Source organism: Paraburkholderia sp. SEWSISQ10-3 4, from assembly GCF_030464785.1.
Classification (GTDB): Bacteria; Pseudomonadota; Gammaproteobacteria; order Burkholderiales; family Burkholderiaceae; genus Paraburkholderia; species Paraburkholderia aspalathi.
On record NZ_JALPRI010000023.1, the window covers coordinates 65,742 to 83,823 of the forward strand.

General features: G+C 61.1%; 17 protein-coding genes. 4 read left to right on the forward strand and 13 right to left on the reverse strand.

Annotated features, from left to right (window positions below; translation table 11 throughout):
* Nucleotides 1–255: 255 nt before the first annotated feature.
* From M0D68_RS30235 to M0D68_RS30245, 3 genes are read right to left on the reverse strand one after another with little or no spacing between them, the layout of a single operon-like run.
* Nucleotides 256–492 carry a hypothetical protein gene (locus tag M0D68_RS30235; protein WP_211707130.1) on the reverse strand — a complete coding sequence of 79 codons (237 nt, stop codon included), beginning with the start codon at nucleotides 490–492 and terminating at the stop codon, nucleotides 256–258.
* Nucleotides 493–502: 10 nt separating this feature from the next.
* Nucleotides 503–943 carry an SRPBCC domain-containing protein gene (locus tag M0D68_RS30240; RefSeq protein ID WP_211707131.1) on the reverse strand — a complete coding sequence of 147 codons (441 nt, stop codon included), beginning with the start codon at nucleotides 941–943 and terminating at the stop codon, nucleotides 503–505.
* Nucleotides 940–1,275 carry a helix-turn-helix transcriptional regulator gene (locus tag M0D68_RS30245; RefSeq protein ID WP_093644291.1) on the reverse strand — a complete coding sequence of 112 codons (336 nt, stop codon included), beginning with the start codon at nucleotides 1,273–1,275 and terminating at the stop codon, nucleotides 940–942. The genes M0D68_RS30240 and M0D68_RS30245 overlap by 4 nt, the downstream gene beginning before the upstream one ends.
* Nucleotides 1,276–1,411: 136 nt before the next feature.
* On the opposite strand from M0D68_RS30245, the gene M0D68_RS30250 reads away from it, so the two are divergent.
* Complete coding sequence (locus M0D68_RS30250) at nucleotides 1,412–2,317, forward strand: LysR family transcriptional regulator (RefSeq protein ID WP_211707132.1); 906 nt, start codon at nucleotides 1,412–1,414, stop codon at nucleotides 2,315–2,317.
* Between the two features lie 48 nt (nucleotides 2,318–2,365).
* Here M0D68_RS30250 and M0D68_RS30255 read toward each other — a convergent pair whose 3' ends face one another.
* Nucleotides 2,366–2,989 (reverse strand): HAD family phosphatase, encoded by a 624-nt coding sequence (locus tag M0D68_RS30255; protein WP_200651832.1) that lies wholly within the window; start codon nucleotides 2,987–2,989, stop codon nucleotides 2,366–2,368.
* A gap of 274 nt (nucleotides 2,990–3,263) precedes the next feature.
* Between M0D68_RS30255 and M0D68_RS30260 the strand changes: the two genes are divergently transcribed.
* Complete coding sequence (locus tag M0D68_RS30260; RefSeq protein ID WP_211707133.1) at nucleotides 3,264–4,031, forward strand: YkgJ family cysteine cluster protein; 768 nt, start codon at nucleotides 3,264–3,266, stop codon at nucleotides 4,029–4,031.
* Between the two features lie 32 nt (nucleotides 4,032–4,063).
* Here the strand turns inward: M0D68_RS30260 and M0D68_RS30265 are convergent, their stop codons facing one another.
* The 3 genes from M0D68_RS30265 to M0D68_RS30275 form a co-directional block, all read right to left on the reverse strand.
* Entirely contained in the window at nucleotides 4,064–5,215 is a 1,152-nt protein-coding gene (locus tag M0D68_RS30265) for a branched-chain amino acid ABC transporter substrate-binding protein (protein ID WP_211707134.1), read from the reverse strand.
* 131 nt (nucleotides 5,216–5,346) lie between these two features.
* On the reverse strand, nucleotides 5,347–6,576 hold the full coding sequence (locus M0D68_RS30270; RefSeq protein WP_211707135.1) for an FAD-binding oxidoreductase: 1,230 nt from the start codon (nucleotides 6,574–6,576) through the stop codon (nucleotides 5,347–5,349).
* Nucleotides 6,576–6,698 (reverse strand): hypothetical protein, encoded by a 123-nt coding sequence (locus M0D68_RS30275; protein WP_266210777.1) that lies wholly within the window; start codon nucleotides 6,696–6,698, stop codon nucleotides 6,576–6,578. Before M0D68_RS30275 ends, M0D68_RS30270 begins: the two co-directional genes overlap by 1 nt.
* A 306-nt stretch (nucleotides 6,699–7,004) precedes the next feature.
* Here M0D68_RS30275 and M0D68_RS30280 point away from each other — a divergent pair, with 306 nt between their 5' ends.
* Both M0D68_RS30280 and M0D68_RS30285 read left to right on the forward strand, forming a co-directional pair.
* Nucleotides 7,005–8,408, forward strand: coding sequence for a PLP-dependent aminotransferase family protein (locus tag M0D68_RS30280; RefSeq protein ID WP_200618852.1), 1,404 nt, complete (start codon nucleotides 7,005–7,007; stop codon nucleotides 8,406–8,408).
* Between the two features lie 98 nt (nucleotides 8,409–8,506).
* Entirely contained in the window at nucleotides 8,507–9,592 is a 1,086-nt protein-coding gene (locus M0D68_RS30285; protein ID WP_200651836.1) for a TIGR03118 family protein, read from the forward strand.
* A gap of 4 nt (nucleotides 9,593–9,596) precedes the next feature.
* On the opposite strand, the gene M0D68_RS30290 is transcribed toward M0D68_RS30285, so the two are convergent.
* From M0D68_RS30290 to M0D68_RS30315, 6 genes are all read right to left on the reverse strand, one after another.
* A complete protein-coding gene (locus M0D68_RS30290; protein WP_200618850.1) occupies nucleotides 9,597–10,571 on the reverse strand; it encodes a hypothetical protein in 975 nt (324 codons plus the stop codon).
* A 410-nt stretch (nucleotides 10,572–10,981) separates the two neighbouring features.
* Nucleotides 10,982–12,337 (reverse strand): sigma-54 dependent transcriptional regulator, encoded by a 1,356-nt coding sequence (locus M0D68_RS30295; RefSeq protein WP_211701021.1) that lies wholly within the window; start codon nucleotides 12,335–12,337, stop codon nucleotides 10,982–10,984.
* Nucleotides 12,338–12,656: 319 nt separating this feature from the next.
* A complete protein-coding gene (locus M0D68_RS30300) occupies nucleotides 12,657–13,811 on the reverse strand; it encodes an epoxide hydrolase family protein (protein WP_211707137.1) in 1,155 nt (384 codons plus the stop codon).
* Between the two features lie 263 nt (nucleotides 13,812–14,074).
* A complete protein-coding gene (locus M0D68_RS30305; RefSeq protein WP_200618848.1) occupies nucleotides 14,075–15,220 on the reverse strand; it encodes a porin in 1,146 nt (381 codons plus the stop codon).
* Between the two features lie 479 nt (nucleotides 15,221–15,699).
* Nucleotides 15,700–16,671 (reverse strand): DUF4148 domain-containing protein, encoded by a 972-nt coding sequence (locus tag M0D68_RS30310; RefSeq protein ID WP_200618847.1) that lies wholly within the window; start codon nucleotides 16,669–16,671, stop codon nucleotides 15,700–15,702.
* Nucleotides 16,672–16,998: 327 nt separating this feature from the next.
* A complete protein-coding gene (locus tag M0D68_RS30315) occupies nucleotides 16,999–17,898 on the reverse strand; it encodes a DMT family transporter (protein WP_211707138.1) in 900 nt (299 codons plus the stop codon).
* Nucleotides 17,899–18,082 lie beyond the last annotated feature (184 nt).

Here is an 18,082-nt window from a genome sequence, read left to right on the forward strand (position 1 = left end):
AGCGACAGTGCGTAGCCTAGATTGGCAAACGTTCTCGTGTCAACTTCCTTTCACAATCTTTCCGAAATGAGTGCGCGGCGTATGCAGATCGAATGGATGTGGTAATCGGCAGAGTTAATCCTCTAAAGGCGGGATACGCGCACATTTCTACGAGAAACTTTATTTTATTGCAGTGCGGAGTGTGCTATTAGACGTGGCGACAGCCAATGTTTTTAAAATTAACTAGCTGTTGAGTTCACGAGAGAAAATAAACCATTAGCGAATGAAGTGACCGCAAATCGGCATCGCACTCAGGCGCGCATAGAACGACGACTGTCTGCCGCGGACATCGGCGAATTGATCGGCCGCCAACGCGGAGCCGGCGGCGGCGCCGACCGCAATCAACACGATCGCGATTCGGCGCAGACGGCCGGCACGACCGATCAACGTACCCGACACGCTACGCCAGCTGGCGAGCAAGGTCATGGCGAGTGCAACGATTGCGCAGCACATGGTCGTATCTTCAGTCCAGTTGAGCCACCAATGCGTCGAGCTTGTCCAGTGCGGGGCTCCAGCCGTTCTGATGAGCGTCGCGTTCGAACTCGTCGAAGAACTGCGCATGCGTGAGAGTGAGCTCGGTGCCGTCTTCAATGGGGCGCAGCCTGATGGTGACGAGCGATCGTTGCTCGGGCGCGGTGACCCACTCCCACGTGAAGACGAGCTTGCGATCCGTTTCGACTTCCAGGTATCCGCCGCGGCAGTCGTGCGTTTTGCCGTCCAGTGTCTGGAACACCACGCGAAAGTGGCCGCCCACGCGCGCATCGGCTTCGGCGCTGAGCACCGGCCCCGCGTCAGGTCCCCACCAGCGCGCCATCAGTTCGGGTCTCGTCCACGCTGCATAAACTCGGGCTGGCGGGGCTTTGATGCGCCGCACGATAGTCAGGCTCGGCTTTTCCTGGGTCATTCCTCGTGTCCCTCCACAAAATCGGCAAGCCGGTCGAGGCTCGCGGACCAGAAGCGCTCATAGCGCCTCAACCATGCCATCGCCTCCTCCATCGGGCCTGGAACCAGATCGACCGAAACGGTCCGCCCGTTCTTGCTACGCGCCACCAGACCCGCGTCGCTCAGCACGTCGAGGTGCTTCATGACCGCCGGAAGCTTGAGCGGCAGCGGCCGCGCGATCTCCGTAATCGACAGGCCGGGCTCCCGCTCGAGGCGAGCGAGGATGGCCCGGCGTGTGGGGTCCACAAGGGCGGAAAACGTACGATCGAGTTGACTGACTGGAGACTTTGCCATATGGTGAACTATAGGCAGTGAACGAACAGTGTCAAGATTTTTTGTGAGCGAGCCACGGCGCACGCACTCCCGTTTGCGGCCCATCACCAGTCCGTTCTAGACTGCGGGTCGGCCACATTCGAGGGGGCAAGCCGGTATGGACATTCTTCAAGGCATGGCAGTGTTCAAGCGCGTCGTCGATGCATCGAGCTTCTCGAAGGCGGCTGATTCGCTGGAGATGCCGCGCGCGTCGGTGTCGACCCTCGTGCAGAATCTGGAGAGCCATCTGGGGGTGCGCCTGCTGAATCGCACCACGCGCAGCGTGCAGGTTACGGAGGACGGCGCGCTCTACTACGAGTACTGCTCGCGCATTCTGGCCGAAGTCTCCGACGCGGAGTCCGCGTTATCGAACAAACGCCTCAGCCCACGCGGCACAATTCGCGTCGACACGTCGGCCACGTTCGCCGCCAACGTGCTGCTGCCTGTCATGCCTGATTTCAATGCGCGCTACCCCGACATCACCGTGAAGCTGGGGTTGGCCGATCGCAACGTCGACCTCATTCAGGAAGGTGTCGATTGCGTGATACGGATCGGTGTTCTCGACGACTCGAACCTCGTCGCGCGACCGATCGGCAGCGTCCGCACGACCATCTGCGCGGCGCCGGCGTATCTCGATCAAATGGGCGAACCCACCACCCCCGACGACCTCGACCGTCATCGTGCCGTTAATTATTTTTCCGCGCGCACCGGACGCATCTATCCATTCGAGTTTGAAGTGGATGGAACGCGAATCAGAAAAACGGTGAACGGCATCATCGCGGTCAACGAGGGGCTGGTGTATGTCATGTCCGCGACCGCAGGTTTGGGGGTCATTCAGGTTCCGCGTTTCATGGTCGCCAAGGCGATTGAAGCCGGCGCATTGCGCGAACTCTTTAGCGCCTACCAATGTCCGTCCTTGCCGCTTTCCTTGCTGTATCCGCACCGTCGGCTGAGCATGTGCGTGCGGGTATTCAGCGAGTGGATTCACGAACTCGCGCAGAATAATCCGGACCTCAACGGTTAGCCGCGCGCTTAATCGCGTATCTCGCATCGCGCCCGCGCCACGGTCACATCACGTTGGCTCGATCAATCCGCAACGCTCCAACTCCGCCGACAACGCTTCTGCACTGACAAACCGATATCCCTGCAGACCGGCGTGGCGTGCGCCGGCTACGTTGGCATCCGTATCGTCGATGAAGAGCGTTTCGGCCGCAGGAACACCCAGTTGCTCCACACAGCGAAGATAGGTTTGAGCGGCTGGCTTCGCTGCGCCGAACGCGGCGGACGCATACACGTGAACCCCGAACAGTTGCGCGACGGGTGGATTGAGAAAGCCGATGTGGTCGGTGAGCAGACGGCAGTTGTTGGTGAGCACGGCGATCCGGTGATATTCGGCGACGCGTTCGGCGAGCGCGAGCACTTCTTTATTCGGCGTGATCGATGCGTGGCGCGCGCTCAGCCAGTCTTCCCGGCTGACGGGATAGCTCAGCAGTTCGCCGAGCGCGGCCAGATAGTCGTCGTCGCTGATCTGCCCAGCGTCGGCACGAGCTTCGAGCCCGGATCCCCAGATCGCGTCCCGAACAGCCTCCGGCGTCTGCCCGGAAATTGCCGCGAGACGATCGACCCGCGCCGAACGATCGTAGTGGGACAGAACACCCTCCATATCGAACAGGACCAGCGTGATGGATGCAGTCATGCTGTCGGCCTCGCATCGAAAGCTTCTAGAAATGAACATGCCATCCGACTGTAGGCCATCGGACGACGATCTGTTTCTATTGTGCCTCGGCTGGCCGGAGACGCCATGCGCCGCATGAACGAAAAGAGATCAGGCATACAGACGCAATCCACCGCCAGGCGGAGACCTTGGGCAGCGCGCCGAGTTCACAGCAAAAATTTATCGGATTCGCAGTCAGAATTTTTACTCTGCCTCGACTAAAGCACGCGTAGACTTTTGCGGCGAGGGATTTAGCGTGAACGATATCAATTTCGAATGCACTGCGTGCGGCAAATGCTGTCACGATTTGCGCCTGGCGCTGACCATTGCCGAGGCTATCGCCTGGCTGGAGCGCGGCGGCCACATGGAACTCATCTGCGAGGCCATACCGTGGCCCGTCGAGCCCGAGCCGGGCAATGCACAAGCCGAGTACAAACGGGCGCGTTCTTCGCCTGCAATGAGCGGAAGCCTGCCGGTCCGAATCTCGATCGTTCTCGCCGCGGCGTTCGATGGAGCCTGTCCCAACCTGGGCGCCGACATGCGTTGCGGCATCTACGAAGAAAGACCGCTGGTATGCCGGATCTATCCCGCTGAAATCAATCCTTTCGTCGTGCTGACACCGGAAAACAAGGCGTGTCCTTCAGATGCGTGGCAGAAGACGCCGCTGCAAAGGCACGGAATCCTTGTCGATGCTGCGACCGTCGAACGGGTCGAGCAGTCGCGTCGTGCGAATCAGCTCGAGGCGCCGCTGCGCATGCAGGCATGCCTCGAATTGGGACTGAACCATGCCGCGCTCGCGAACGAAGGCTTTGTCATGATTTCGCCGGATAGCGAAGCGCTGTTGACTGCCCTGCGCCATGTTCGCGCGGCGCCGGAATCGCAAGACGCAGCCGCGCAATGGACGTTTGTGTCGAATCGGGCGGGAACCCTGGAAACGCTTCTGTCGGTGGGCGCCACCGGTCACCTCGCTGAGCCCACCGCTGCCGGCAATTCCCGGTATCACGGATTTTTCCCGCCCTCATAAACGCAGAATCATCCGCAACTTCCCGCGAAGAACTAGGCGCCGCTGCCGCCCACCGTCTTGATGCTCTTCCATTGTCCTTGTTGGACCTGAAACAGCGTGTACGGCGGCTTGATCAGATCGCCATAGGGGTCGAAGGTGATGTTGCCTGTCACACCGGTAACTTTCACTTTCGACAGGCTGTCGACGATCTTCGCGCGATCGAGCGAGTCGGCGCCGTGAATCGCCTTGATCACGGCGAGCGCGGCGTCGTAGGCAAACGGTGCGTACAGTTCGACATCCTGATTGAAGCGCGCCTTGTAGCGCTTGCCGAACTCCTGCGCGGCAGGCAGCTTGTCGAGCGCGGGACCAGGCTCGAGATCCTGCGTGCCGTCACCCGCCGTGCCGGCAATCTGCAGGAATGCATTGCTCTTCAGCGCGCCCGCGCCGAACAGTTGCGCCTGCATGCCGAGCGAACGCATCTGCTTGACCAGCATCGCGCCCTGTTCATCCAGGCCACCGAAGAAAATCAGATCGACGTTCTTGCTCTTGAGCGTCGTCAGAATGGCGCGAAAATCCACTGCCTTGTCATTCGTGAACTCACGATCGACGATATTGCCGTTCGCTTCCTTTGCACCTTTTTCGAACGCATCGGCGAGCCCTTGCCCGAATGCCGTACGGTCATCGATGATGCCGATACGCTTCGCCTTCATCTGCTCCACCACGAAATGCCCCGCCACGACACCGCCAATGCCGTCGTGCCCCATGGTGCGGAACACGTTCTTGTAGCCTTGCTTGGTGAGTTGCGGATTGGTCGAGCCCGGCGTGATCATCGCAACGTTCGCCTGGTGATAGACCGTCGAAGCCGGAATGCTGCACCCCGAGTTGTAGTGACCGATCACGCCGACCACGCCGTCGTCGACCAGTTTCTGCGCGACCTGAATCGCCACGCGCGGGTCCGCCTGATCGTCCTGCACGTCGAGCTCGAACTTGACCGGCTTTCCGCCAATCATTGGATGCTTAGCGTTCTCTTCATCGAGCGCGAGTTGCGCGCCGTACTGCAAGTCTTTACCGACTCGCGCGACCGGCCCGGTCAACGGTCCGACGAAACCGATCTTGACGACTTCAGGATCGGCCGCCCACGCAGACGGTAGATATGTGACGAGTGCGCAAACTGTGGCACTCAACAGCCAATTGCGGCGATTCATGATGCGCTCCTTGCGAGATGTAACGTCGCGCGATGTGTAGGTTGGCCGATCCGATGCGCGACGCGTCGAATCTGTCCTGCGGTGCTAGTCGTGAAACAAAAAAATCGGTGCGGTCAAAAACTCAATGAAAATCAGAAACGCGTTGCCGAGTAAGGCGCGAGATCGAGTGGCGGCGCACGCTGCGCAATCAGATCGGCGACGATGCGTCCGCTCACCCCGGCTAACGTCAGTCCGAGATGCTGGTGGCCGAATGCGTAGATCACCCGTTCGCTCGCGCGCGAGCGTCCAAGCACCGGCACGCCATCCGGCAACGTCGGACGGAACCCGAGCCAGCTGCTATCCGGTGTATCGAGCGCGGGTAACGCGCGCTTCGAAGAAAACGTGAGCAGATCGATCAGTGAGCGGTTGCGCGTGTCGCCAAAACCCGCCAGTTCGACCGTGCCGGCGACGCGCAGGCCGTCGCTCATCGGCGTCATGTAGAAGCCGCGCTCGGCCCAGCCGACTGGTCGCGAAACCAGTTGTTGCGCGCCTGGAAAGCGGACGTGATAGCCGCGCTCCGTGTCGAGCGGAACTGGGTCACCGCATTGTTTGGCGAATTGGGCGGAGCGCGCACCGGTGGCGATCACGACGTGACTGAAGCGGCGCGTGGCGCCTTCAATCGTCACACTCGCGCCGTCAGTTGCAGGCTGCACTGCGTCGACAGTCGAGCGCTGCAGTGTCAGGCCCTGGTCGGCAAGCTGTAGATAAAGCGTCTGCAGAAAGCCTTGCGGATTAGAGAAATGCCAACTGTTACTGAACAACACACCGCGCTCGAAGATCGGCGCAAGCGACGGTTCGAGCGCACGGATGTCGTTGCCGCCCAGCACGTCGAAGGCAACGCCTAACAGGCGGCGCAGATCGAGTGCAGGACGCGCGGCATCGAACGAAGCCGAATTCGAATACAGATAGAGGCATTCGCGGGGCCGGACGAAACGCGCCAGTTCCGCGTCTGCCAGCAGCGGCGCATAGCCGTCGTGCGCGCGATCGAGCAACGCCGCGAGTGCCGTGGCGCTCGCCTCATAACGCCGCGGCAGCGAGCTCATCATGAAACGCGCAAGCCACGGGGCGAGATGCGGCAGGTAGCCCCAACGCAGTCTGAACGGGCTCTCGTTCGATAGCAGAAAGCGCGGCAAATCGCGAAACACGGACGGGTTGTTGACCGGAATGCACGCATAGTGCGCGAAGGTTCCCGCGTTGCCGAAGGACGCGCCCTGCCCCACGCCGGCCGGATCGAACAGCGTGACTCGATGGCCGTCGCGCATCAGCGCCGCAGCGCTCGCGAGGCCGATGAATCCCGCTCCGATGATGGCAATCTCCGGCATCACTTGCGTCCTTGCATGTCGCAGCCGTCGCCGGAGAGCGCGTGCATCGTGGCATGCCGCTCGCCCGCCAGCGCGCCGGGTTTCGGCGCGCATGGGGCTTGAGGAGACTGCTGAAAACTCATTGGGAAACTCCTGGGGACAGAATCCGGACACTGTCCGGTGACACCTTGGCGCACTCGCCACCAGACAAACTCTGGCAATCAGAATCACACAATATTTTTTTGTGTGCAATTAAAACTCACATTGTGTGGCCCTGGCATTTTCCCTGGATGGTCTATGGCGCAGTCCTTGCAAACACGGGCGCACCGGACGCGAACCGTTCTGGAGCGCCGTTTTTAGGCGTTGCGGCGGCGCTTGTCTGGTATAGAATCGGCAAAATTCCGCACAATCGCGGACAAAGTCGATTTTGTATGGAGACACCAGTTCTTATGGCTTCTGGCAAAGACACAGCGCGTGGGACCAACGGCGCGCCGGCGCAGGCGAAGCGTTCCACGTATGTCGAGGTGTCCAGTTCGATCGAGAACGAGATTCGCAGCGGCGTCTATCCGCCGGGCAGCCGCCTGCCGCCGCAGCGGCAACTGGCCACCGAACTGGGCATCAATGTGTCGACGGTGTCCCGCGCGTACAAGGAATTGCAGTTACGCGGATTGGTGATCGGCAGCAAACGGCGCGGCTCGCTCGTGACCGGCGGCGCCATGCCGAGCGTCGAACCGGCCCAGCCGGCCAGCAACGCGGCGATCGACCTGACCGTCAACCGGCCGGCCACCGGCGAATTCCTGAACTGCCTCGCGCGCACGCTGGCGGAATTGCCGCGCGATCCGCGGTACCCGCAATTGCAGGAGTACCAGCCGCCGCAAGGCCCCGCCTGGGCGCGCGCCGCCGGCGCACGCTGGATGGCCGCGCCAGGCTTCACACCGGCGCCCGACCACGTGGTGGTCACGAGCGGTGCGCAGCACGGCTTGTATGCGGTGCTGAACAGCCTGATCGGCACCGATGGCGTAATCCTCGCCGACCAACTCACCTACTACGGGTTGAAAGCTCTGGCTCCCGTGTTTCAGTTCGAGATCGTCGGCATTCCGAGCGACCGCGACGGCTTGCTGACCGACGAGGTGGAGCGTGCCTGCCGCCGCATGCCGGTGAAGGCGATCTTCACCGTACCGAATCTGCAGAACCCGACCGTGACGACGATGAGCCTCGAACGCCGCATGGCACTCGTCGACATTGCACGGCGGCATGGCGTGGCAATCATCGAAGACGACGTTTATGGGCCGCTGGTTTCGCAGCGCCTGCCGACCATTGCGAGCCTGTGTCCGGAACTGACGTTCCACCTCGCGGCGACCTCGAAAATTCTCGCACCCGGTTTGCGGCTCGGCTACCTGCTGAGTCCGCCGGACAGTTCCGCGCTGTGTGCGGAGGCGGTGCGCACCACCGCGTGGATGCCCGCGCCGATGTCGATGCTGATTGCTTCGATCTGGATCGAGGACGGCACCGCGCGCCACATCATGGACGCGCAGCTCGCTGAAATTCGCGCGCGGCAGGATCTGGCGCGCGAGCTGTTGCCACAGGAATTACTGCAGACCGACCCGGCGTGCATGTTCGTGTGGCTCAAGCTGCCGCCGCCGTGGCGTGCTGACGACTTTGCGGCGAATGCGAAGGCGCGCGGCGTCGTGGTGATGCCGTCGTCTGCATTTGCGGTGGACAGGTCGGAGATCGAGCACGGCGTGCGGATCAATCTCGCTTGCGCGACGAGCCGCGATCAACTCGTGAGCGCGTTGCGGCTGTTGACGGGCACGCTGAAGGATCGCCCCCGGGCACTGTTCGGCACGATCTGATAAATCAAATCAAAATTGTTCAACCACCAAAGGAATAAACCCACCACCTGCCTCGTTCAATAACCGCAACGACCATCGGTCTTGAGAGAGGTGCGGTCATGAAGTCTGTGCTTACAGTGTTCAGCGCCGTGGTGAGCGCCGCGGCTTTGACGAGTCTTGTCGCGTGCGGCGGCAGTTCCGGATCTATCAATTCGCAGTCGTTTACCTCGTCAGTGCTGGTCTCCGACGGCGCGGTCTCCGCGCCGCACACCGACCCCAATCTGAAAAATGGATGGGGTGTCGCGTTCAATCCAAAGGGTTTCGTCTGGGTCGCGGACAACGGGACCTCAGTCGCCACACTCTACGACGGCAACGGCGTGCCGCAGTCCCTGGTCGTCAGCATTCCGAATGGAACCAGCGGCACGGCGAATCCAACCGGCATCGTATTCAACGGCACGACCGATTTTACGGTCACACAGGGCGGCAAGTCCGGCGTAGGCGCCTTTATCTTCTCCGGCGAAGGCGGCACGATCACCGCATGGGCGCCGGCGGTCGCGCCCACGAACGCGATCGTCATGTTCGATGGCGGCAGTGCCGGCGCGGTCTACAAGGGGCTCGCGCTCGCCAGCAATGGCACGGCGAACTTCCTCTATGCCACCGATTTCCACAACAACAGGATCGACGTATTCGACACGAACTTCGCGAAAGTCGCGATGCCAGGCAAGTTTCAGGACGCAACGCTGCCGGCAGGCTTTGCGCCGTTCGGCATTCAGGCGATCGGCTCAAAACTCTTCGTGACCTACGCCAAACAGGACGCAGCCGCACATGACAATGTCGACGGTTCCGGCCTGGGTTTCGTCGACGTATTCGATACGTCCGGCAACCTGTTGCAGCACTTTGCGTCAGCAGGTCCGCTCAACGCGCCGTGGGGCGTCGCACAGGCGCCTGGCAACTTCGGCCGCTTCAGTGGCGACATACTGGTCGGCAATTTCGGCGACGGCACGATCAACGCGTTCGATCCGGCAAGCGGGCAATCCCTCGGCACCATCAACCTGTCGAACGGAACTACATTCGTGCAGCCTGGGCTCTGGGGTATCGCGTTCGGTAACGGACTCGATAATCAGCCGACCAACACGCTGTTTTTTGCTGCGGGGCCTAACGACGAAGCCAATGGCGTTTATGGCCGCATCGACGTGAAGATGTGAGCGCCTAGCTCTTTACGCTGCGCAAGGCGTAAGCAGACAGCGTCGCGAGGCGTTCGACACTGAGCAACCGGGCGAGCCGTTTCAACGCGTGACGTACACGGCCGCGCAGATGCGCCATGCGCATCTGGCGCCAGAAACGGTCCGGTGCGAACTCAGAAAAACGCGCCTCGCGTTCCAGCAACGCCTTACCGCCTGGCAAGTGAACGAACGAACAGCAGCGAAACCACCGCAGATCGCGATAATTATTGCCGGGCCAATGACGGCCAACGGCCTGATAAGCACCCACCTCGATCAGGCCCTGCCCTTCGTCGACCAGTACGTTGAGTGCCGCGGAAATAAACGCTTCGTCGCCGTGATGTCTCACGCGACCGATTTCGGTGACGTAGCGAGCGTAACTGGCACGCGCGCACGGAACCAGCCGGCGTAATGCGGCGGGCGTCGCCAGAAGAAACTCGCCGCCGTACCAGCGCGGATTTCTGAGCCGCCTGTCCGCCACGATCTCGAGATCCGCAACAACACAGTCGCTGCCGTACGGCGGAAATACTTGATCCGAAATATCGAATGCGCCGAGTCCGGCTTCAGCGCAGCGCTCGATCAGATTACGTTCGAGCGCACGCAACGCGACCATGTCGGCGTCGAGCAGCAACAGCATCGTGTCGGCCGGCAGCGAATCGGCCATCTGATCCATCAGGTCCAGTTTGAAATGCGCGGCATAGAACGGCGTGTTCTTCGGCAACTCGATTGTCGCCTTCAACGTCATCAGTGCCGGCCGGTGCTCCTTTGCCATGCCTTCGAGCCGTTGCGAGACCACCGCCGGCGCGTTGGTCATGATGGTCAGCTTCGGCATGCCGGCTCGCCGCAAGCTGTTGTTCAGGCAGATCGCCTGACTCACATACGCCAGCGGATCGCGATTCGTCGAGTTGGGACCCGGACTCACGTCCACATCCACATAAACCAGCGTGCAAGGAAAAAGATTCACGTTGCTCCTCACCAGGCGTGAGAGACGGTTCGCTTTTTTCCAGCGTGGCCGCTATCGTTCGCGGATTGATCCGCCTCTCCTTTCATGGGCTAAGTCAGAAGTCTGCGCAAGGTGCACAGCCATGCGCAGCCATCGTGCCGCGGCTCGCGCCTTTATGGCGTCACGCTCGAGCCGGGTGATCTGATCTGCGGCGATGGAGTCGGATGAACCGGGGCGCAGGCATCAGGTATGAACTATCGTTTCACGTCCCTGCGTTGCCTTTCCGCCAAAAGTCAGCAAGAGTCAGCAAGACGCAACGCGGGTGCCGTCAATCGGCTTTCAGCCGGTCGAAAGTACGCCAAAATATCTGGCGCCTTAACATTCGAGTGAACAAGTTACCTGCCTGCCGTACGCAATCTTTGCGTCGGGTGTCACATTTCGGCGGCGCTGTCTCCCCCGTATCGCATGCCATGCGCGCCGAGCAAACGGTACAGCGTCGCGCGTGAAATGCTGAGCTCGCGCGCGGCGTCGCCGGGGCGTCCGCGGTGGCGCAGCAATGCGAGTTCGATGGCCTGCCGCTCCGCTGTCTCGCGTGCCTGTGCAAGCGTCAGGGGCGCGGTCGCGACGTAACTCGCCAGTTCGAGATCGTCAGCGGTAATCGTCCGCCCCTCCGACATCACAATGGCGCGACGAACCCGGTTGATCAGTTCCCGCACGTTGCCGGGCCAGTCGTATTGATGCATCGCCGTGATCGCGTCGGGAGAAAAACCGTATAGCCGACGGCTCGCATCTTTCCTGTAGCGATCCAGCGTGTACAGCGCGAGCAGTTCGATGTCCTTGCCGCGCGCGCGAAGCGGCGGCTCGTCGATTCTCAGTACGCACAAACGGTGATACAGGTCAGTACGGAAGCGCCCGTCTTCGATCGCGGCCTCCATATTGACGTGCGTGGCGGAGATGATGCGCACGTCGACATCGATCGAACCGTTACCGCCCAGGCGGTCGATGGTGCTTTCCTGCAGGAAGCGCAGCAGGCTCGCCTGACTCTCGAACGGCAGATCGCCGATCTCATCGAGAAACACGGTACCGCCGTGAGCGGCTTCGACGCGCCCTATTCTGCGCTGATTCGCCCCTGTGAAGGCGCCACGCTCGTAGCCGAACAACTCCGACTGCAGCAGGTGCGGTGGAATCGCGCCACAGTTGATGGCGACAAACGGCGCGTTGCGACGCGCCGAATGCGCGTGAATCGCCGCCGCCGTCAGCTCCTTGCCCGTACCCGATTCACCGGAGACAAAAACGGGTGCATCGTTTGCGGCCACTTTGCGGATCGAGCGGAACAACGCGAGCATGGCATCGCAAGTGCCAATCATCTCGTCTTCTGCCGTAGACGTATCCACAAACACCGGCTCGCCGAGCGAGATCATGCCGCAGGCATGGCCTACCGTATCGATCACCCTGGCGTCCGCGGTGGGCAGCGTCACGTAATCGAAGCAGTAGTCGCGCACCAGCCTGCGTATGGCGGCGTCATCGAGTTCCGGCGCCGCGGTCATCGCGACCCAGCCGATGTTCGGCATCGCGAGGCAAGCTTCCAGCGCGGCAATGTCACCGGGATCGAACACGCTCGACAGATCGGCCAGGCCAGCCGCCAGCGAGCCGTCACCCACGGCCTCGCGCACGCCACGAACCGAGCCGATGACGTCAACCTGCCAATCGCGCTCCTCGAAACTCGCCAATAGCGCCGGCGAAGGATCGCGCGTGAAGTAGATGACACGCCGCTTGATGGCCTTCATTTTCTGCATTGTTTTTTTGTTTTCTCGCCGGGCCTGCTCTGAAACCTGGTGTGGCCAGGCCCCTCGCACGACATTGCTCTTGTTGCTCCATGGCCGCGGATGCCTGTCCTCGTGAATCAGGCGCGTACCGGGAGCTGCCATTTCATGGTGCATCGGGTTTCGGCGAGCCGGCGGCGCTGCGAACGTCGGCTAACGAAAAACCGGATGCGACAACGACCGTCGATCATACGCGGCTGTGCGGTCGCCGTGGTGGGTCCTGACCTTATTTGAAGATTAAGTCCGCAAGCGCACCACGCCGTGCACCAGAGTTGCTATCGGACTAGCGCCTCAACTTCCTGAAAAACTTGCGAATCTCGGCAGCGAGCAGATCGGGCTTTTCCATCGCAGCGAAATGGCCACCGCTCGGCATGTCGGTCCATTGCACGACGTCGAAGGTCCGTTCGAGCCACGTGCGCGGCGGATGGTTGATCTCCTTCGGGAAACAGGCGAAGCCCACCGGCGGCACGACGCGTTGCCCCTCGGCGAAGCGCATCGGCTGCAGCCGGTTCTCCCAATACATCTGCATCGCCGTGCCAATACTCTGCGTGTACCAGTAGAGCGAAATGTTGGTGAGCAACTCGTCTTTCGAAAACACCCGCTCGATTTCACCGTCGCAATCGCTCCACGCGCGAAACTTCTCACCGATCCACGCCGCGAGGCCCACGGGCGAATCGTTCAGCGACGCCGCCACGGTTTGCGGTTTCGTGGCGTGCATATGAGCGTAGCCGCCTTTGAGCGCGACCCATTCGTTCTTCTCCCGCAGATAGGCTTCCTCCGCGGGCGTAAGCGGTGTTTGCGCGGCACCGCTCGCGGGCTCGTATGAACTCGGCAGGAAGTTGAGATGAATGCCGTCGACATGCTCATGATGCCGTGCCGCGAGCGCGATCGAGACGCCGGCGCCCAGATCGCCGCCCTGGGCCCCAAAGTGCTCATAACCGAGGCCACGCATCAGCGCGACCCACAAATCCGCCACCTGAAACGCGGAAGTACCGGGCCCCACCGGAGCCTGCGAGAAGCCAAAGCCGGGCAGCGATGGAACGACGACGTCGAACGCATCGGCGGGATCGCAGCCGAATGCGGTCGGGTCGCATAGCCGGTCGAGCAGCGCGTGAAACTCGAAAAACGATCCCGGCCAGCCATGCGTAATCACGAGCGGATAAGTCGTAGGGCCGACGCCACGTCGATGCACGAAGTGCACACGCTGACCGTCGACCTCGGCAAGAAATTGCGGCTGCAGATTCAACCTGCGCTCCGCCTCGCGCCAATCGAAACGCTCGGCCCAGTGCTGCGCGAGCTCGCGCAGCCAGGCGGAGTCGGCGCCCTGCTGCCAGGCGGGCGACGGCGTCGCCGGTGCCCAACGTGTCGCGTGAATCCGCCGGTGAAGATCGGCTATGTCGGCATCAGGCACGGCAATCTGAAACGGCTCTATCTGCATGTCAGTTCATCCGGCACAGGGTGTGGGAATAACAGGCGCTTCGGATTCGATAGCGCTGTTCACGGCAATCCAGCGGGGGCTAAGGCACGAAGCGAGCTTGAGGCGCACTGAGCGCACAGAGCAATCTGCATGGTACACAATGAACGCGATTCTCGTTTAGCGCGGCGGAGGCCTTCATGGTTGCAGCGCTTACGGCTCTATTGGAAACAAGAAAGCCCGCGAAATGCGGGCTTTTTTTACAGCTTACTGCCTACACCAGCCGCTTAGAAGCGATGACGGATACCCACCGTGCCAACCACCTGCGAATCGGTTGACGAACGGCTCACACCGACGATATCCGCCGTGACGCCCGAATCACCCACGCTGCCGACGTGCTGGTATGCCGCTTCAACATACACGTCGGTACGCTTGGACAAGGCGTAGTCGGTCTGCAACGTCAGTTGTTGATACTTCGGGCTCGCGCCGTTCAGACGTGCGTCGGTGAACGTGTACGCGCCCGACACCGTCCATGCCGGCGTGAATGCGTAACGTGCGTTCACTTCATAGTTCGTGAAGCGCGCGCTGCCGCCGGTCAGCGCGAATCCGCTCGTCGTGCCCGACGCCGACGATCCGATCGACGTTGCGTTGTGCAGTTGCGTCTGCGTGAACACGAGGCCGACGTTGGCCGCGCCGAACGCATAGTTCACACCGGCGCCATAGGTGCGCTGAAGGCCTGCGTTGAACGTGGAGTCGCCGCTTGCCACGGCACCGCTCGTGTTAGTCGTCGAGCCGGCGCCGTTCAGTTGCAGGTAGCCCGCAGCGAACTTCAGGCCGCCGAATGCATACGATGCGCCGACGCTGTAGGCGCGGCTGTCCGCGAAGCTGCCCGCTGCGTTCGAGAAACCGTACAACGCACCGAACTTGAAGCCGCCGTAGTTGACACTCTGGAACTTGACCGAGTTGTTGATACGCACCGAGTTGTTCAGGTTGTCGTTGTCGTACGGGTGTGCCGAGAGCGTGCCGCCGTATTGCGTGCCGTTCAGCGCGAGCGGAGCGAGATAATCGACCACGCTGTCGTACTGGCGACCCAGCGTGACCGAGCCGAACTGGTCGCTCGACAGACCGACGAAGGCCTGACGCCCGAACTCACGGCTGTTCTGCCCCAGCTTGCCGTTCGACAGATTGAAGCCGTTTTCCAGCACGAAGATCGCCTTCAGGCCGTTGCCCAGATCTTCCGAACCGCGCAGGCCCCAGCGGTTGCCGTTCAGCATGCCGCTGGCTTGCTGAAAGTTGCTGCTGCCGCCCGAATTGCTGGTGTAGGTCAGGCCCGTATCGATCAAACCGTACAGCGTGACCGAGCTTTGTGCGTGGGCGGCACCCGCGGCGCCGATGAGTGCGAGCGAGAGGCCCGACAATACGAATTTATTCATGGATTTCTCTCCTGATTCGGATAGCGGATGCTATCGAGCGGCCGAGAATATCCCACTAATCGAAATACTGTTTTTCAGTTAATTACGACGTTGTGTATATACGACGCCACTGATTTTTTAGATTGCCGATCATTTCACGTAACAGCCAGTCCGCTGCCGAAAATGAAATGGGGCGTACTCCTCTCGCGAGCACGCCCCAAGTGCCTGATTTGATGCTGCTCTCGGAGAATCAAGCCAACGCAGAATAGCATGGCAAATATCTGTCAACAACGAATTAAGGCCGATTTATAATTCCAATTAATTCCAATGGAAATTAATTGGAATATCTTGGCAGATAAATAAACAAATTCAATCCATTATTGCTGAAATTGAAAATAGTTATTGTTAGTTTTAAAGGCCGCGCAGAAATCACATTGCACGGAGAAACCCAGTTCTGCACGGATCGCTGCGTCGCTGCACTAACTGCGGACTGAGCAGCTTCACGGACGCGGCGCCCCCGTCATGCTCGGTGCGCCGCCGGGGCCCGCGGGGTCCGGATTGCCGAACGTGGGCAGGCTGCCGTCGGCGCGGGCGCGGGCGATCTCCGCGCGTACCTGTGCGCGGGTTTTTGGCCCGCTCCCGGATTTCAACAACGCGCTGGCGGCGGGCGCGAGTTGAGGTGTCGATGGCGCCGGTATGGCTTGCGGGCTTAGCTGGGCTTGCGAGCCTGGCGGCGCTGATATCGGTTCTGTTGGCTCTGTTGGCTGTATCAGTCGTATCGGCGTTGACACGGCAGGCGCGCTGGTTACGCCGGAGAGTGCCTTCGCCTCGGCCGGAACAGAGGATGACGAACTCGCACCAGCAGGTGTGCCAACGCCACTCGCTCTCCCGTTCGAGAGGCTACCCGCACTAACATCGGCTACCGCGGTTTCGAGAGCATGCCGGGTCTTCGAGTAACTGGAGGACGCACGGTTCGAGCGTTCGCGCGTCGCTACGTAGCTTTCGTGCGTGCGGCCTGTTTTCCCGGAAGACGTCGCCGAAGATCGCGCCGATTTCGCCCCTCGCTGCGTCGGCTTGTCCCCATGCACAACGGCCAGCGCGTGCTGCGTCTGCTTCGCACGCGCCTCGACTTCTCTTTGCAACGCAAGAACCTGATCGTCGTTCCGATGTGCTGAACGCACCGCGTCCAGTTGCGCCTGCGCGGAAACAAGATCGTTGCGCTGCAGACTGTTGCGCGCCGCCTGCAAATCCCCGGCAATAGCCGCCGCTGAATCACTGCGTGCAACGACCGGCCCGGAACTCACTGAGCCCGTTATCGTATCGCCACGTGTGGCGTGAGATCCATTGTCGCGCTCCAGGCCGAGTTCGTCCGTCGGCAGCCAGCCTTTGTCCGACTGCGAAATATAAGCCGCGATCGCAAGCGCGCCGACAAAGAGGCTCGTGAGAACTATCTTCCTGGGTTCGACAACCATGACGTCTCCCTCTCAAATCGTGGACATGCGCGTTTGCCGTATCGCAAACGGGCCCGAATTCATCAGAGGGTTCGCAGCGAATCAATCGATGCCGCCGCAACGACCGCGAATTCGGGCCGGCGCAGTCACGTACGAATAAGAGTGCAAACTGGATGCGTGCTATTCACCATTTATAGTCGCCAAACGTCGATTCGTCCGCGCACGCAGGGTGTGTTGTCCGAAAAAGCCAGCTTACTGACCACGCTTTCCTAGGACGATTGTTTGAACTGCGAAGCAATGAAGGCGGATTTTAATCCGTCGTTTGAATTCGATGAAGGCAGCACAGACCTACACGAGCGGACCTTCAGTCTGCTTGCCGCGCACGGCGACCGCAATCGAGCTGCCGACAATCAACGCAATGCCGAACAACGACATGCTGCCGATCGTCTCGCCCCATACGATGTAGCCAAACAGCGCAGCCCACACGATGCTCGTGTAGTTATACGGCGCGAGCGCGCCGGCATCGGCCCGTCGAAATGCCATCGTCATCAGCAACTGCCCTGCCGTGGCAAACCCACCGAGCAGGGCCATCACCGCGAGCGCTTCGATCGACGGTGTGCGCCACGCGAAATATAGCGATGCCCCGGTGACGATCGTGCCGATCATCGTGAAGTACAGCACCGTGGTGCCCGAATCGTCGGTGGCGCGAATCCGCTTGATCTGAATGATCGACAAAGCACCGAAAAACGCGCTCGAAATCAGCAGGACCGGACCGAGCCAATTCGAATGCGAACCGTCCGGACGCACCACGAACAGCACGCCGATAAAACCGACCGCGGCGGCAAGCGCATCGCGCGGCTTGAGCGTTTCCTTCAGAAGCAGCGGTGCAAGCACGATCACCAGCAAGGTCTCCGAGTAGACGATCGCCACCGCTTCGCTGAGCGGCACATAGGGCAGCCCGGCAAAGAACAGCCCCGACGCACCGAGCAACGTCAGCGCGCGCAAGGTCTGTCCACGCACATCCATCTGCCTGAAACGCTCGATGAGCGGCTTGCCGCGCAGGCAAACCGCCACCGCAGGCAGCAAGCCGAACAGCATCCGGAAGAACGTCACTTCATTGGCCGGATACGCGAGCGCGACGGATTTCGCCAAAGCGTCGACCACGGCGAAGCAGAACATCGAAACGAGAATCAGCGCGACGCTACGCAGCGGCACGCCTGCACTCCGGACGGCGGTGATGGGCGGCATGAGTTTTCCTGGGAACGCGCGAAGCTGCGCGTCGCTTAGGTTTCGCCTCCAGTGAAAGGAAGGCGTAATCGGAAAACGGATTATGCCTGCGGCGCCGCGCGCGATCGACTGGAAAAACTGCCCTCACCCATTCCGCATCCGCGCCACCAGACAAGCCCGCGTGCCCCCACCTGACAAGCTGCCT

What these genes read in the sequence shown, in the direction of transcription:
- M0D68_RS30275 (WP_266210777.1), bottom strand. Translation starts at nt 6,698, where the DNA reads ATGAGTTTTCAGCAGTCTCCTCAAGCCCCATGCGCGCCGAAACCCGGC.
- M0D68_RS30300 (WP_211707137.1), bottom strand. Translation starts at nt 13,811, where the DNA reads ATGCAGATAGAGCCGTTTCAGATTGCCGTGCCTGATGCCGACATAGCC.
- M0D68_RS30305 (WP_200618848.1), bottom strand. Translation starts at nt 15,220, where the DNA reads ATGAATAAATTCGTATTGTCGGGCCTCTCGCTCGCACTCATCGGCGCC.
- M0D68_RS30295 (WP_211701021.1), bottom strand. Translation starts at nt 12,337, where the DNA reads ATGAAGGCCATCAAGCGGCGTGTCATCTACTTCACGCGCGATCCTTCG.
- M0D68_RS30310 (WP_200618847.1), bottom strand. Translation starts at nt 16,671, where the DNA reads ATGGTTGTCGAACCCAGGAAGATAGTTCTCACGAGCCTCTTTGTCGGC.
- M0D68_RS30255 (WP_200651832.1), bottom strand. Translation starts at nt 2,989, where the DNA reads ATGACTGCATCCATCACGCTGGTCCTGTTCGATATGGAGGGTGTTCTG.
- M0D68_RS30265 (WP_211707134.1), bottom strand. Translation starts at nt 5,215, where the DNA reads ATGAATCGCCGCAATTGGCTGTTGAGTGCCACAGTTTGCGCACTCGTC.
- M0D68_RS30250 (WP_211707132.1), top strand. Translation starts at nt 1,412, where the DNA reads ATGGACATTCTTCAAGGCATGGCAGTGTTCAAGCGCGTCGTCGATGCA.
- M0D68_RS30315 (WP_211707138.1), bottom strand. Translation starts at nt 17,898, where the DNA reads ATGCCGCCCATCACCGCCGTCCGGAGTGCAGGCGTGCCGCTGCGTAGC.
- M0D68_RS30285 (WP_200651836.1), top strand. Translation starts at nt 8,507, where the DNA reads ATGAAGTCTGTGCTTACAGTGTTCAGCGCCGTGGTGAGCGCCGCGGCT.
- M0D68_RS30240 (WP_211707131.1), bottom strand. Translation starts at nt 943, where the DNA reads ATGACCCAGGAAAAGCCGAGCCTGACTATCGTGCGGCGCATCAAAGCC.
- M0D68_RS30235 (WP_211707130.1), bottom strand. Translation starts at nt 492, where the DNA reads ATGTGCTGCGCAATCGTTGCACTCGCCATGACCTTGCTCGCCAGCTGG.
- M0D68_RS30245 (WP_093644291.1), bottom strand. Translation starts at nt 1,275, where the DNA reads ATGGCAAAGTCTCCAGTCAGTCAACTCGATCGTACGTTTTCCGCCCTT.
- M0D68_RS30270 (WP_211707135.1), bottom strand. Translation starts at nt 6,576, where the DNA reads ATGCCGGAGATTGCCATCATCGGAGCGGGATTCATCGGCCTCGCGAGC.
- M0D68_RS30280 (WP_200618852.1), top strand. Translation starts at nt 7,005, where the DNA reads ATGGCTTCTGGCAAAGACACAGCGCGTGGGACCAACGGCGCGCCGGCG.